Origin of the sequence: Micromonospora sp. NBC_01405 (assembly GCF_045040155.1) — a bacterium.
Lineage (GTDB): Bacteria > Actinomycetota > Actinomycetes > Mycobacteriales > Micromonosporaceae > Micromonospora.
The window spans coordinates 5,120,303-5,136,726 of record NZ_CP109532.1 but is presented as its reverse complement, the minus strand read 5'-3'; the positions used below and the strand labels follow the sequence as shown (position 1 = coordinate 5,136,726).

The following is a 16,424-nucleotide window of genomic DNA, read 5'->3' as shown; positions in this document are numbered from 1 at the left end:
CCTCGGTACTGGACGGGCTGGCGGCCCTGGAGGCCGGCGCTGCCGGACTGGACGACGAGTCGCGCGGCAAGGTGCGTACCCGGCTGCGGGCGCTGCTGGACGTGCTGACGCCCGGCGACGACCGGGCGGCGCTGCGCTCGGCGACCACCGTGGAGGAACTGTTCGACTTCGTGGACCGTGAATTCGGCTGAGAGGTGTCGTTCGCATGTCCCAGGAAACGAAACTCGCCGAATACCTCAGGCGCGTCACCACCGAGCTGTACGACACCCGGGCCCGGCTGCGCGAGGCCCTGCGCCCGGACACTGACCCGGTGGTGGTCGTCGGCATGGCCTGCCGCTTCCCCGGTGGCGTGGACACCCCCGACGCCCTGTGGGAGCTGCTCTCGCAGGGCAAGCACGCGATCACCGACTTCCCGGCCGACCGCGGCTGGGACACCGCCACCGTCTACGACCCGAACCCGCAGGCGCCGGCGCCCGGCACGACGTACGTCCGCGTCGGCGGCTTCCTGGACACCGCGACCGGCTTCGACGCGGACTTCTTCGGCATCGCTCCGCGTGAGGCGATCGTGATGGACCCGCAGCACCGGATCCTGCTCGAGACCGCCTGGCACGCCCTCGAGGACGCCGGAGTCGACCCGGCCGCGCTGCGCGGCACCGACACGGGCGTGTTCGCCGGGGTCTCGGCCGGCGACTACACCACCAACCTGGCCGAGATCCCGCCCGACCTGATCGGCCAGATCTCGATCAACAACGCGGTCAGCGTCGCCTCGGGCCGCATCGCCTATCTGCTCGGCGTCCACGGGCCGGCGCTGAGCGTCGACACCGCCTGCTCATCGTCGCTGGTAGCCGTGCACCTGGCGGCCCAGTCCCTGCATCGGGGCGAGTGCGGGCTCGCGCTCGCCGGCGGGGCTGCGGTCACCGCCACCCCGGCCCGGTTCATCGAGTTCTCCCAGCAGCGGGCACTGGCCCCGGACGGCCTGATCAAACCGTTCTCCGCCGACGCCGACGGCACGGCGTGGGGCGAGGGCGCGGCGGTGGTCGTCCTGGAGAAGCTGTCGCGGGCCCGCGCCCTGGGTCACCGGGTGCTGGCCGTGCTGCGCGGGTCGGGGGTCAACCACGACGGGCCGTCGAACGGGCTCACCGCACCGAACCGGCACGCTCAGGAGCAACTCATCCGGGAGACGCTCGAACGGGCCGGGCTCACCGGGGACGACGTCGATGCGGTGGAGACGCACGGCACCGGCACCACGCTCGGCGATCCGATCGAGGCGCAAGCGCTCGCGGCCACGTACGGCTCTCGCAGAGAACGCGCGTTCCATCTTGGTTCCAACAAGGGCAACCTCGGGCACACCCAGGCGGCGGCCGGCATCGCCAGCGTCGTCAAGACGGTCCTGGCGCTGCGGCACGGCCTGCTGCCCCCGATCGCCGGCTTTTCCCGGCCCACGCCGCACGTCGACTGGGAGAAGACGGCCCTGCGCCCCCTGGCGGAGGCCACCCCCTGGCCCGAGACCGGCGGCCGGCCCCGGCGCATGGCGGTCAGCGCCTTCGGCATGAGCGGCACCAACGCCCACCTGATCCTGGAGGAGCCGCCCACCCCCGGCGAGGCGGACACTCCGGCGGGGCCCGCCGGCGGTGAGGAGGACGGTGTGCCGGCGGTGCTGCCGCTCACGCTGTCGGCCACCAGTGCGGCGGCGTTGGCCGCTCAGGCGCGCAGCCTGCGTGGGTACCTCGACGGGTTGACGGCGAAGGCGGGCGCTGCCGACGTCGCGTACGTTCTCTGCCGACGCACCCACCACCCGCACCGGGCCGTCGTGCTGAGCGACCGCGGGGACGGCTTTGCCGGCCTCGACGCCCTGGCCGGAGGGACGCCCTCGCCGCGGGTCGTCCTCGGGCACGCCGGTGCGGACGGCGGTGTCGCGTTCCTCTTTCCCGGGCAGGGCAGCGAGTGGCCGGGCATGGGGCGGGAGCTGCTGCGGACCTCGCGGGTGTTCCGAGAGACGATCGCGGCGTGCGAGGACGCGCTGTCCGAAGTGGTCGACTGGTCGCTGGGCGCGGTGCTGCGCGGCGAGAACGGCACACCGCCTCAGCAGCGGCCCGACGTGCTGCAACCCACACTGCTCGCGATGATGGCCGGGCTGGCCCAGATGTGGCGGTCCTGCGGTGTGCGGCCCACCGCCGTCACCGGGCACTCGCAGGGGGAGATCGCCGCGGCGTGGCTGGCCGGTGCGTTGACGCTGCCCGACGCCATGCGGGTGTCAGCGCTGCGCAGCCGGCTGTTCACCGAGCTGAGCGGGCTGGGCGGGATGGCCTCGGTGGGCCTGTCCCCCGACGAGACCGGCGGCCTGCTGTCGCGCCGCCTCGAGATCGCCGCCGTCAACGGGCCCCGATCCACGGTGGTCTCCGGTGACCTCGAGGAGTTGGCCGCGCTGCTCGCCGGGTGCGCGCGCCGGGGTGTGCCCACCCGGCGGCTGCCGATCGGGTACGCCGCCCATTCCTACCAGGTGGAGTCGGTCCGCGACCGGCTCCTCGAAGGGCTGGCCGGGATCCGGGCCGAGGCCGCGACCGTGCCCTACGTCTCCGGGGTCACCGGTGACTGGCACGACACGGCGGCAATACCGCTGGACGCCGCCTACTGGTACCGCAATCTGCGCGAGCCGGTTCGGTTCGACCGGGCGGTCGGCACGCTGCTGGACGGCGGCAACCTGAAGCTGATCGAGGTCAGCCCGCACCCGGTGCTCCTGCCGGCCGTCCGCGAGACGCTCGACGCGGTCGGGGCCTCCGCCGCAGCCCTGGGCACGCTGCGCCGCGACGAGGGCGACCTCGACCGGTGGATGGCCACGCTGGCCGAGGCGCACGTGTCGGGCGTGGCCGTCGACTGGCCGACCGTGCTCGCCGGCACCGGTGGGCGCCGGATCGACCTGCCGGGCTACGCGTTCCAGCGGGAACGGTACTGGCTGAACTCGGCGCTGCCCCGGATGGACGGCCGCCCGGCGGACGACGATGGAGCGGAGGAGACCGCCGGTGCCCTGCTGCGCCGCCTGGCCACGCTGACGCCGGGCGAACGCGACGACGCGCTCGCCGACCTGATCGCCGAGCACGTCGCCGTAGTGCTGCGATACTCCTCGCCCGGGGCCGTCCCGCGCGACGACACGTTCCGCGACCTGGGCTTCGAGTCGCTCAACGCGGTGGACCTGCGCAACCGGCTGGGCGCCGCGACCGGCGCCGAGCTGCAGCTGGCCGACATCCTCAACTACCCGACCGTCACCGACCTCGCCGAGTTCCTCGGCACCCGGCTGCCCGAGGCCGGGCCCGCCGCGCTCGACGCACCCGCCGACGCGGACGCGGGCGCGGGCGCGGGCACGCTCAGCGCGCTCTACCTCGTCGGTGTCCGCGAGGGCCGCACCGCCGCGGCCATGGACCTGATCCGTACGGCGGGCAGCCTGCGCCCCACCTTCGAGGCCGGGACCGCCGCGCCGATGTACCGGATGGCGGACGGCACGGGCGCGGCGCTGGTCTGCACGACGGCGCCGATCGCCCCGATGACCGACGTCGCTTACGGGTTCTTCGCCGCCGCGATGCCGCAGCCGCGTCCGTTGTGGATGGTGCGGCCGCCGGGCTTCGAGCCCGGTGAGCGGGTGCCGGCCGACCTGGACGCCCTGGTGCGGGCGCAGGCGCGGGCCCTGCTGGACAACGGCGAGTTGGACCGGGTCGTGCTGGTGGGCTACTCGTCGGGCGGGTGGCTCGCGCACGAACTCGCCGCGCACCTGGAGGCCGCCGGGCGTCCGGCCGCCGCGCTCGTCCTCTTCGACTACTACCCGTACGCCTCGGCCGCCGACGAGCTGCGCGGCGGCTTCATGCGCGAGCAGGCGCGCCGCTGGCCGGCCGGGGCGGGCGGCGCCGACCGCGCCCTGGACACCCAGCTCGGCGCGATGGGCGCCTACCAGAGCCTGTTCGCCGACTGGCGGCCCGGCGGGATAGCCGCCCCGATCCTGCACGTGGCCGCGGCTGACGCGCTGCCCGGACGTCCCGCGCCCGCGCCGCAGGCCCGGTTCCGGCCGCCCTGCGACCGCGTGGTGACGCTGCCCGGCAACCACCTGAACATGCTCTCCGAGCAGGCCGAGGCGGCCGCCCGTACGGTCCACGACTGGCTGGCCGAGGTCCTGTGATGCACGAGGACGTCGCGATCGTCGGGATGGCCTGCCGGTTCGCCGACGCCGATGGGCCGGAGCAGTTCTGGCGGCTGCTGCGCGACCGGGTGGACGCCGTCACCGAGGCGCCGCCGGACCGCTGGACCGACGCCGGGCCGGGCGAGCGGCCCCGGGTCGGCTCGTTCTTGCCCGCGGTCGACGACTTCGACGCCGCGTTCTTCGGGATTTCCCCGCGCGAGGCGGCCGTCATGGACCCGCAGCAGCGACTCGCCCTGGAGCTGAGCTGGGAGGCCCTGGAGGACGCCGGGATCGTCCCGGCGACCCTGCGCGGCGGCCGGGCCGGGGTCTTCGTCGGTGCGATGCGCGACGACTACGCCCGGCTGGCCCAGCAGCTCGGCGAGGACACCGCCACCCAGCACTCTTTCACCGGCCTGCAGCGCAGCCTGATCGCCAACCGGATCTCCTACCTGTACGGCCTGCGCGGCCCGAGCCTGACCGTCGACACCGGGCAGTCTTCCTCCCTCGCCGCCGTTCACCTGGCCTGCCGCAGCCTGCGCTCGGGCGAATCCGACGTGGCGCTGGCCGGGGGCGTGAACCTCAACCTGCTCGTGGCGAGCGACGAGGAGGCCGCCCTGTTCGGCGGCCTGTCCCCCGGCGGCCGCTGCCGCACCTTCGACGCGGGCGCCGACGGCTTCGTGCGGGGCGAGGGCGGCGGCATCGTCGTGCTCAAGCCCCTGGCGGCGGCGCTGCGCGACGGCGACCCGGTGTACTGCGTCGTCAAGGGGTCGGCCCTGAACAACGACGGCGGCGGCGCAGGCCTGACCGTGCCCAGCGAGGCGGCGCAGGCGCAGCTGCTGCGCGACGCGTACCGCGACGCCGGTGCCGACCCGGCGAGCGTGGGCTACGTCGAGCTGCACGGCACCGGCACGCCCGTCGGTGACCCGGTCGAGGCCGCCGCGCTCGGCGCGGTCCTGGGCGCCGTCCGCGACCCCCGCCGCCCGCTGCCGGTCGGCTCGGTCAAGACCAACCTCGGCCACCTGGAGGGCGCTGCCGGCGTCTGCGGCCTGATCAAGACCGCCCTGGCGATCCGGCACCGCGAGCTGCCCGCCGCCCTGCACTTCACGGCGCCGCACCCGCGGATACCCCTCGACGAGCTGCGGCTGCGGGTCGTGACCGAGGCGGCGCCGTGGACGGCGGACGGGCCGCGGATCGCCGGGGTCAGCTCGTTCGGGATGGGCGGCACGAACTGCCACGTGGTGCTCGCCGAACACGTCGCCGCGGCGCCCTCGTCGGAACCCGGCCCGGCGCAGGCCGCGTTCCTGCTCTCCGGCCACACCGGTGCCGCGCTGGCGGATCAGGCGGAGCGGCTGCGGGCGTACCTGGCCGACCGGCCACGCACCGACCTCCTGGCGGTGGCCCGCACGCTGGCCGGTGCGCGGACGTCCTTGCGGCATCGGGCGGTGCTCACCGCGGCCGACGAGCCGGGTCTGCTCGCGGGGCTGGACCGGCTCGCGGCCGGGCGCGGCGGCCCGGAGATCTCCCGGGGCGCGGCCACGCCCGGCGCGACCGCCGCGTTCCTCTTCTCCGGGCAGGGCAGCCAGTATCCGGGGATGGGCCGGGCGCTGTACCGCGAGCACCGGGTGTTCCGGGACGCCTTCGACGAGGTCTGCCGGCACCTGGACGCCCGCCTCGGCGTACCGCTGCGCGAGATCGTGTTCGCCCCGGCCGGCACGCCGCGGGCCGCCCTGCTGGACGAGACCCGCTACACCCAGCCGGCGCTGTTCGCGCTGGAGGTGGCGGTCCACCGCCTGGTCACCTCGTACGGCGTGGCGGCCGCAGCGCTCGCCGGGCACTCGATCGGCGAGCTCGCCGCCGCGACCGTCGCCGGTGTCCTCGACATGCCCGACGCGGCGGCCGTGGTGGCCGCCCGGGGCGAGCTCATGCAGGCGCTGCCGGCGACCGGCGCGATGCTGACCGTACGCGCCCCTGAGGAGGAGATCCTCGAACTGCTGTCCGGCTACGACGGCCGGATCGGGCTGGCCGCCGTCAACGGGCCGGCGGCCACCGTGATCAGCGGCGATGCGGACGCGCTCGCCCACGCGGCCGAGTTGCTCGCTCGCCGAGGGCGCAGGACCACGGCGCTGCGGGTGAGCCGGGCGCTGCACTCGCGCGACCTGGACCCGATGCTGGAGCGTTACGGTGAGGTCCTGGCGGCGGTCGCCCTGCACCCGCCGAGGCTGCCGATCGTGTCGACGCTCACCGGCGAGCCCGTCGGCCCCGGCGAGATGACCGACCCGGGTTACTGGGTGCGGCAGGCTCGGGAGCCCGTGCGGTTCCTGGCCGCGATGCGCGCCCTGGACGCCGCCGTCCTCGTCGAGCTCGGGCCCGGCGCGGGCCTGGCCGCCGCGGCCCGCGAGTGTCTGGCCGCCGGCGACGGGCCTGCGCCGGCCGTGACCGCCGTGCTGCGCCGCAAGCGGCCCGAACCGGCGACGCTGCTCGGCGCGCTCGGCACGCTGCACGCGCACGGCGTGCCGGTGGACTGGGCCAAGGTGCTCGGCGGGGCCGCACGACTGCGGCTGCCGACGTACGCGTTCCAGCGCGAGCCCCACTGGCTGACCGCGCGGCCGGTCCCGCGAACGACGCGGCCCGCGGTGACCCTCGGGGACCTGGTCGTGGAGGAGGTCGCCGAGGTGCTCGGCCATCCCGACGCGACGGCGGTGGAACCTGAGCGCACGTTCACCGACCTGGGTCTCGACTCGCTGATGGCCGCGGAACTGCTGGACCGGGTCCGCGCGCGCACGGGCACCGCGCTGCCCGGCACGGCGGTCTTCGACCACCCCACCCCGGCCGCGCTGACCCGTCACCTGTTCGCCGCGTCCGTCCCCGTGCCCGCGCCGGTGGCCGGGTCAGCCGACGCGGACGACCCGGTCGTCATCGTGGGCATGGCGTGCCGCTACCCCGGCGGCGTCACCGGCCCCGACAAGCTATGGCGGCTGGCCGAGTCGGGCGGCGACGCGATCGGCGAGTTCCCCGCCGACCGGGGCTGGGACCTCGACGCGCTGTTCGGTGCCGGACCCGACCGGCCCGGCGCCTCGCTGACCCGCCGCGGCGGTTTCCTCTACGACGCCGCCGAGTTCGACGCCGCGTTCTTCGGGATCTCGCCACGCGAGGCGCTCACCACCGACCCGCAGCAGCGGCTGCTGCTGACCACCGCCTGGGAGGCGTTCGAGCACGCCGGCATCGACCCGGCGACCGTACGCGAGAGCCGCACCGCCGTCTTCGCCGGCGTCATGCACCACGACTACGCGCCCCGGGTGCACACCGTGCCCGCCGGACTCGAGGGCCACCTCGTCACGGGCAACACCTCCAGCGTGGTCTCCGGGCGCCTGTCGTACGTGTTCGGCCTGCGCGGCCCCGCCGTCACCGTGGACACGGCGTGCTCGTCCTCGCTGGTCGCCCTGCACCTGGCCGCCCAGTCGCTGCGCCGCGGCGAGTGCACGCTCGCCCTGGCCGGCGGCGTCTCGGTGATGTCCACGCCGGAGATGTTCGTGGAGTTCTCCCGGCTGCGCGGGCTCGCCCCCGACGGGCGGTGCAAGTCGTTCGCGGCCGGCGCGGACGGCACCGCCTGGGCCGAGGGCGTCGGCCTGCTCGTGCTCGAACGCCTCTCCGACGCCCGCCGCCACGGCCACCGGGTGTGGGCGGTCGTGCGCGGCAGCGCCGTGAACCAGGACGGCGCCTCCAACGGCCTCTCCGCGCCCAGCGGCCCGGCCCAGGAGCAGGTGATCCGGGAGGCGCTCGCCGACGCCGGCCTGGCACCCGGCGACATCGACGCGGTGGAGGCGCACGGCACCGGCACACCGCTCGGCGACCCCATCGAGGCGCGGTCGCTGATCGCCACGTACGGGCGGGACCGGCCGGACGGACGGCCGCTGCTGCTCGGCTCGCTCAAGGCGAACATCGGGCACGCGCAGGCGGCGGCCGGCGTCGGCGGCGTCATCAAGATGGTCCAGGCCCTACGGCACGGGGTCCTGCCGGGCCTGCTGCACCTGGACCGCCCGACCGGACACGTCGACTGGGACGACTCGGGCGTACGCCTGCTCGACGCCACCACCACGTGGCCGCGGACCGGCCACCCGCGCCGGGCGGGCGTCTCCTCCTTCGGCATCAGCGGCACCAATGCGCACGTGCTGCTGGAGGAACCCGCCCCGGAGCCGGCGCCCGGACGCCGCCCGGAACCGCCCGCCGCGCTGCCCTGGGTGGTGTCCGGCCGGTCCCCGCGGGCGTTGCGGGCGCAGGCCGCCCGGCTGCGCGACCTGCTGCACGACGAGCCGGAGACCGACCTCGCCGATCTGGCCCGTGCCCTGACCGCGCACCGCCACGCGCACGAGCACCGCGCGGTCGTGGTCGGCACCGGCCGTGACGAGCTGCTGCGCGGCCTCGACGCGGTGGCCTGCGGGCAGCCGGCGCCGGGCGTGAGCACCGGGCGGGCCCGCGCGGGACACCGGCCGGTCCTGGTCTTCCCGGGCCAGGGCACCCAGTGGACCGGCATGGCCGTGCGGCTGCTGGAGTCCTCGCCGGTGTTCGCGGCGTCGATGCGCGAGTGCGGGCGGGCCGTGGCTCCGTTCGTGGACTGGTCGCTGCCCGGCGTGCTGGGCGACGCGGCGGCGCTGCGCCACGTCGACGTCGTACAGCCGGCGCTGTGGGCGGTGATGGTGTCGCTGGCCGCGGTGTGGCGTTCCTTCGGCGTCGAGCCGGTCGCGGTGGTGGGGCACTCGCAGGGGGAGATCGCGGCGGCCTGCGCCGCCGGGGCGCTGTCGCTCTCGGACGGCGCCCGGGTGGTCTGTCTGCGGGCCAGGGCGATCCGCGCGCTGGCGGGTAGCGGCGGCATGATGTCGGTCCAGCTCCCGCGCGCCGACGCCGAGCGGCACCTGCGGCCCTGGCAGGGGCGGATCTCGGTCGCGGCGGTCAACGGTCCCCGGTCGACGGTGCTCTCCGGCGACCCGGACGCGCTGGCCGCGCTGGGCGGGCAGCTCGCGGCCGAAGACGTACGGCTGTCCCGGCTGCCCGTGGACTACGCCTCGCACTCGGCCCAGGTGGAACGGCTGCGCGAGCGCCTGCTCACCGAGCTGGCCGGGATCCGGCCGCGCACCTCGGACGTGCCGTTCCACTCCACGCTCACCGGCGGGATCATCGACACGGCCGGCCTCGACGCCGAGTACTGGTACCGCAACCTGCGGCACACCGTCGAGTTCGAGGGCGCGATCAGGGCCCTGCACGCCGCCGGCCACCGCACGTTCGTCGAGGCGAGCCCGCGCGCGGTGCTGACCATGGACGTCCAGGAGATCCTCGACGAGGGCGACCGGCCCGGGACCGCGCTCGGCACGCTGCGCCGCGACGACGGCGGCCTCGACCGGCTGCTGACCTCGATCGCCGGGGCGTACGTGATCGGCCTCGGCGTGCGCTGGGAGCCGGCCCTGGCGGCGGGCGCCCGCGGGCGTGTCGGCCTGCCCACGTACGCGTTCCAGACCGAACGCTTCTGGATGCTGCCCGACACCGCGGCGGCCGACGCCCGCGCCCTGGGCCTGGTGCCCGGCGAGCATCCGCTGCTCGGTGCCGAACTGCCACGCGCCGACGACGGCGGGCTGCTGCTCACCGGTGTCCTGTCGGTGACCGGCCGGCCGTGGCTGGCCGACCATGGCGTCGGCGGCGACGTGCTGCTCTCCGGGACGACGTTCGTGGAACTCGCCCTGCACATCGGGCAGCGGGTCGGCCGCCCGCAGGTCGAGGAGCTGGTCCTGCACGCGCCGCTGGTCCTGGCCGGGGGTGCCGGCGCGCGGATCCAGGTCAGTGTCGGCGGGGCCGCGTCGGAGCCACGCCGCCCGGTCACCGTGTACGCCGAGGACGGCGGCACCTGGGTCCGGCATGCGAGCGGCTGGCTGACCGGCGGGGTGGCCCCGGCCGCGCCGTTCGCGTGGCCACCGGCGGACGCCGAACGGGTCGACCTCGGCGGCGCCTACGAGCGCCTGGCCGCGATCGGCTACGGGTACGGGCCCGCCTTCCGGGGCCTGCGGGCGCTCTGGCGATCCGGCACCGATTTGTACGCCGAGATCGTCCTCCCGGAACCGCTGCAAGCCGACGCCGCCGGGTACAAGCTGCATCCCGCCCTGCTCGACGCCGCCCTGCATCCCCTGCTGGTCACGGACGACCACGACGAGATCCGCCTGCCGTACTCGTGGAGCGGCGTCGCACTGCACGCCACCGGCGCGACCGGCCTGCGGGTGCACCTCGCCGACGCGGGCGGCGGCGCGATCCGGCTGCACGCCACCGACTTCGGCGGCCGGCCCGTGGCCTCGGTCGACGCGCTCACGCTGCGCCCGCTGCGGCGCGGGTCGCCCGACCGGCTGCTCTGGCAGGTCGACTGGGTCGAGGCGAGGGCCGGCGAACCGGCCGAGGTCGTGGCGTACGTCTGCCCCGACAGCACACCGGACGTCCCGGCTGCGGTGCGCGCGGCGACCGGCGGCGTCCTGGAGTGGTTGCAGCGCGCCCTGGCCGACCCGGCCCACTCGGACACGACCCTGGTCGTGGTCACCCGGCACGCCGACCTGGCGCAGTCGGCGGTCCGGGGCCTGGTGCGCTCGGCGCAGACCGAGAACCCGGGCCGCATCGTGCTCGTCGACACCGACCGGCCGGCCGGCCCCGAGGATCTGCGTACGGCGGCCAGCACCGGCGAACCCCAGGTCGCCCTACGCGGCTCGCGGCTGCTCGTCCCCCGGCTGACCCGCTCCGCCACCCCACCCACGACGGCGTCGTGGGCGTGGAACCCCGACGGAACCGTGCTGATCACCGGGGGCACCGGCACGCTGGGCTCGCTCGTCGCCCGCCACCTGGTCACCGAGCACGGCGTACGCCACCTGGTCCTGACCGGGCGCAGCGGGCGCGGCGCCCCGATCGCGGACGAGCTGGCCGCGCTCGGCGCCCGGACGCGCGTCGCCGCCTGCGACGTGGCCGACCCCGACGCGGTCGCCGCGCTGCTCGGCTCCTTCGACCCCGAACACCCGCTGACCGCCGTCGTGCACGCCGCCGGGGTCCTCGACGACGGCACCCTCGACTCGCTGGACGCGACCCGGCTCGACACCGTGCTGCGGCCCAAGGCCGACGGGGCGTGGCACCTGCACCGGCTCACCGAGCACCTCGACCTCGACGCGTTCGTGCTCTTCTCCTCGGTGGCCGGCACGATCGGCACGCCCGGGCAGGCCAATTACGCCGCCGCGAACTCGTTCCTCGACGCGCTCGCCCACCACCGCCGTGCCCGCGGCCTCAGGGCGACCTCGCTGTCCTGGGGGCTCTGGGAACTCGACACCGGCATGGCCGGCCACCTCGGCGACGCCGGCCGGGCCCGGCTGGCCCGGTACGGCCTCTCCCCGCTCGGCCGCGAACAGGGCCTTGCGGCGTTCGACCTGGCGCTCGCCCGCGACGTCGCGCACCTGATCCCCGCCCGCCTCGACCCCACCGCGTTCGCCGGCCCGTCCCGCCGTACACCGGCGGCCGCGCCCACCGGCGCGGCGGACCCCGCCCCGCGCGACCGGCGGACGCTGACCGACCTGGTCCTGTCGACCGCGGCCGCGGTGCTCGGCCACGGCTCGGCCGACGACATCGAGGAGGACCGCACCTTCCGCGACCTGGGCTTCGACTCGCTCACCGGCCTCGAACTGCGCAACCGGCTGAGCGCCGCCACCGGGCTGCGGCTGCCGGCCACCCTGGTCTTCGACCGGCCCACCCCGGCCGCGCTGGTCGCCTTCCTGGCCGGCCGGACACCCGCCCGGCCCGCCGGCGGCGAACCGGCGGCCCGGCCTGCCGCGGACGCCGACGACCCGGTCGTGATCGTCGGTATGGCCTGCCGCTACCCCGGCATCGGTACGCCCGCCGAGCTGTGGCGCCTGCTCACCGAGGGCCGAGACGTGATCACCGGCTTCCCCGCCGACCGGGGCTGGGCGACCGACGCGCTCTACGCGCCTTCGCCGGCCCCCGGGAAGACGTACGTGCGACGGGGTGGGTTCCTGGGCGACGCCACCGCGTTCGACCCGTCGTTCTTCGGCATCTCGCCGCGCGACGCGCTCATCATGGACCCGCAGCACCGGGTCCTGCTGGAGACCACCTGGCACGCCCTGGAGGACGCCGGCGTGGACCCGCACGCGCTGCGCGGCTCCGACACCGGCACCTTCACCGGGCTGATCGCCGGCGACTACACCTCGCTGGTCACCGACATCCCCGACGACCTGGTAGGGCATGCCTCGGTCGCCAACACCCCGAGCGTCGCCTCCGGTCGGCTCGCCTATCTGCTCGGCCTGCACGGGCCGGCCATGACCGTCGACACGGCGTGCTCGTCCTCCCTGGTCGCGCTGCACCTGGCCGCCCGGTCGCTGCGCGAGCGCGAGAGCAGCCTCGCGATCGTGGCCGGGGCGACCGTCATGTCCACGCCCACCCGGTTCGTCGAGTTCTCCCAGCAGCACGGCCTCGCCCCCGACGGCCACGCCAAACCGTTCTCCGCGGACGCCGACGGCACCGCATGGGGCGAGGGCGCGGCCGTCCTCGTCGTCGAGACGCTGTCGCGGGCCCGCGCCAACGGCCACCGGGTGCTCGCCGTCGTCCGCGGCACCGCCGTCAACCAGGACGGGCCCTCCAACGGTCTCACCGCGCCCAGCCGCGACGCCCAGGAGCGGCTGATCCGGGCCACGCTCGCCGGGGCCGGGCTGAACGCCGACGACGTCGACGTGGTCGAGGCGCACGGCACGGGTACCACGCTCGGCGACCCGATCGAGGCGCAGGCCCTGGCCGCCACGTACGGCGCCGGGCGGGAACGACCGTTCTACCTCGGCTCGATCAAGGCCAACCTCGGGCACACCCAGGCCGCCGCGGGCGTCACCGGCATCATCAAGATGATCCTGGCGATGCGCCACGGCGAACTTCCGGCGCAGCCCAGGCTCACCGCGCCCACCCCGCACGTCGACTGGGCCGACACGCCGCTGACCCTGCTCACCTCGCCCACCCCCTGGCCCGAGACCGGCCGGCCCCGGCGCGCCGCGGTCAGCGCGTTCGGGATCAGTGGCACCAACGCGCACCTGATCCTGGAGCAGCCCGAACCCGCCGAGCCCCCGGCGGCGGCCACCACGGCACCGGTCGTGCCGCTCCCGGTGTCGGGCACCACGCCGGCCGCCCTGGCCGCGCAGACCGCCCGGCTGCTCGATCACGTGGCCGACGCTCCTCGCCTCGTGGACGTGGCGTACACGCTCTCCCGGCGCGCCCACCACCCGCACCGCAGCGTCCTTCTCGGCGGCGTCTGCCTCACCGGGCACGCGTCGGGCGAGGTCCCGACCGCCTTCCTCTTCCCCGGCCAGGGAACGGCGTGGCCCGGGATGGGCCGCCGTCTCCACGAGACGATGCCCGCGTACGCGCAGGCCTTCGACGAACTGAATGCCGAGCTGGAGCCCCTGCTCGGCCGGTCACTCACCGACCTGGGCCCCGAGCTGCTGAGCCGCACCGACTACGCCCAGCCCGCGATCTTCGCGGTCGAGGCGGCGCTGCACCGCCTGCTGACCAGCTTCGGCGTACGCCCGGACTTCCTCGCCGGTCACTCCGTCGGGGAGATCACCGCCGCGTACGCCGCAGGGGTCCTCTCGACGGCCGACGCCTGCGCGCTGGTCGTCGCCCGGGGCAGGCTGATGCGCCAGGTCGGCCACGCCGGAGCGATGGTCGCCCTGCCGATCTCCGAGGACGAGGCGCGGGAGCTGATCCGGGGCCGCGAGCACGAGGTCGCGATCGCGGCCGTGAACGGGCCCGCCGCCGTGGTGCTCTCCGGCGACGAGCAGGCCGTCCACGACTGCGTACGGGGGCTGCGGGCCACCGTGCTGCGCACCGACCGCGCCTTCCACTCGCACCACCTCGACGAGATCCTCGAACCGTTCCACGAGGTGCTGACCGGCTTGACGTTCTCGCCGCCCGCCACGCCGATCATCTCCGCGGTCACCGGCGAGCCGGTCGCGGCCGGGCAGCTGTGCACGCCGGAGTACTGGACGCGGCAGGCCCGCGACACGGTGCGCTTCGGCGACGCCCTGGAGCGGCTCGCGCGGGCGGGGGTCCGCGCGTTCGTCGAGGCCGGGCCGGGACACACGCTGTCCACCCTGGTGTCCGCGGCCCTGCCGGACGCGGACGAGCCGATCACCTGCCTGCGCGAGACCGAGCCGGACGGCTTCCTGACCGCGCTGGCCGGCCTGCACGTACGCGGCGTCCCCGTCGACTGGTCACCGCTGACCGCCGGCGGCACCCTGGTCGACCTGCCGCCGTACGCCTTTCAGCGGGAGCGTTACTGGCTGCGCGACGTGGAGCACCCGCCTGTCGACCCGGTGCGCTACGACGTCACCTGGCAGCCCCGGCCCGCACCCGAGCGTCCCGCGCACGGCGGGACCTGGTTGATCGTCGGCGAGCACGACGCCGCAGGCCTTCGCCGGGCCCTGATCGAGCGCGGCGTGCAGGTGCGGCAGTGCACCGATCCGCGGCAGCACCAGGGGACACCGGCCGGGATTGTCTCGCTGCTCGCGCTCGACGACGGGGACGACGCCGGGCTGCCCCGGGCCGCGACCGCCACGCTCGACCTGCTCAACGCCGTCGACGCCACCGGGCTGGGCGCGCCGGTCTGGAACCTGACCCGGGGCGCCGTCTCGACCGGCCCCGGCGACCGGCTCCGCCGGCCCGCGCAGGCCGCCGTGTGGGGGCTGGGCCGCACGATCGCGCTCGAGACACCGTACGTCTGGGGCGGCCTGCTCGATCTGCCGGAGCAGGACTGCTGGGCCATGGTGGCCGATGTCCTGCTCGATCCCGGTGGCGAGGACGAGATCGCGATCCGCGGCGACGACGTCCTCGTCCCGCGCCTGCGTCGTGCACCGGTTCGGCAGCCGCAGCCCTGGCGTCCGCACGGGACCGTCCTGGTGACAGGCGGTCTCGGCGGCCTGGGCGCGCAGGTCGCCCGGTGGCTGGCCCGGCGCGGCGCCGGCCGCCTGCTGCTCGCCGGCCGCCGCGGCGCCGCCACGCCGGGCGCGGAGGACCTGCGCGCCGACCTGGTCGCGCTGGGAATGGACGTACACATCGCCGCCTGCGACGTCACCGACCGGGCCGCCCTGTCCCGGTTGATCGCGTCGGTGCCCGCCGCTGCGCCGCTGACCGCGGTCGTGCACGCTGCCGGCATCCTCGACGACGCCCCCGCCGCGGCCCTGACCCCGCAACGGATGGCGGGCGTCTGGGCACCCAAGACCGGTGCCGCCTGGCACCTGCACGAGCTCACCCGCGCCCTGCCGCTCGAGCATTTCGTGCTGTTCTCCTCGCTCGCCGGGGTGGTCGGCTCGGCCGGTCAGGGCGCCTACGCTGCCGCCAACGCCGCGCTGGACGCTCTCGCCCTGCACCGGCGCGACCTGGGCCTGCCCGCCACCTCGGTCGCCTGGGGACCGTGGGCCGGTCCCGGCATGTTCGACGCCGTGGCGGGCCGCTCCCCGCACCTCGATGGTCTCACCGCCATGGCGCCGCAGGAGGCCCTGGCCGCGCTGGAGCGCTGCGTGCCTGGCTGCAGCGTGGTCGCCGAGGTCGACTGGAACCGCTTCGGCCGGCGTCCCCGCGGCCTGCTCGCCGGGCTGACCACCGGCGCGGAGCCCGGCCGCCCCGACCCGCTGCCCGCCGAGGTGCTCGCGCTGCCGGACGAGGACCTCCGGGAGTTCCTGCTCGGGCGCGTGGTCACCCACGTCTCGGCCGTCTCCGGGCACCCGGCAGCCGAGGTTCCGCCGGGCGAGCCGTTCAAGCAGCTGGGCATGGACTCTCTCGCCACGATCCAGCTGCGCAACCGGCTCAGCGCCGACACCGGCCTGAGCCTGGCCGCGACCGTCGTCTACGAGCACCCGACCCCGGTCGAACTCGCCGGCCATCTCACCGACCACCTGCGTGCGCTGCGGGTGCCGTCCAGTCGTCCGGTCCTCGACCGGTTGCGCGACCTGGAGGAGGCCCTGGGCGCGACCACGGCCGCAGAGGACGCGCGTACGGAGATAACGGCCGCGCTGGAGGGGCTTCTCCGCCGATGGCGCGGCACCGAGGGTCTCGCCGTCTCCTCCGATCTCGACGTCGCCTCCGACGAGGAGATGTACAGCCTCATCGACGCCGTGCTGGGCACCACCGACGAGCATCGCTGAGATCCGCCGCGGTCCGCGCCTACCGGGTGGGGTGGTCGGCCCGGGTGTGC

The 16,424-nt window shown here is 75.8% G+C and carries 2 protein-coding genes; both read left to right on the top strand.

Annotated elements, in window-relative coordinates:
* The first annotated feature begins 205 nt into the window (after nucleotides 1–205).
* The gene (locus OG559_RS22460; protein ID WP_405106633.1) at nucleotides 206–4,165 is read left to right on the top strand and encodes a type I polyketide synthase; all 3,960 of its coding nucleotides are present in this window, start codon (nucleotides 206–208) and stop codon (nucleotides 4,163–4,165) included.
* Nucleotides 4,165–16,374: an SDR family NAD(P)-dependent oxidoreductase gene (locus OG559_RS22455; RefSeq protein WP_405106631.1), complete on the top strand. Its 12,210-nt coding sequence runs from the start codon at nucleotides 4,165–4,167 to the stop codon at nucleotides 16,372–16,374. The genes OG559_RS22460 and OG559_RS22455 overlap by 1 nt, the downstream gene beginning before the upstream one ends.
* The last annotated feature ends 50 nt before the right edge of the window (nucleotides 16,375–16,424 follow it).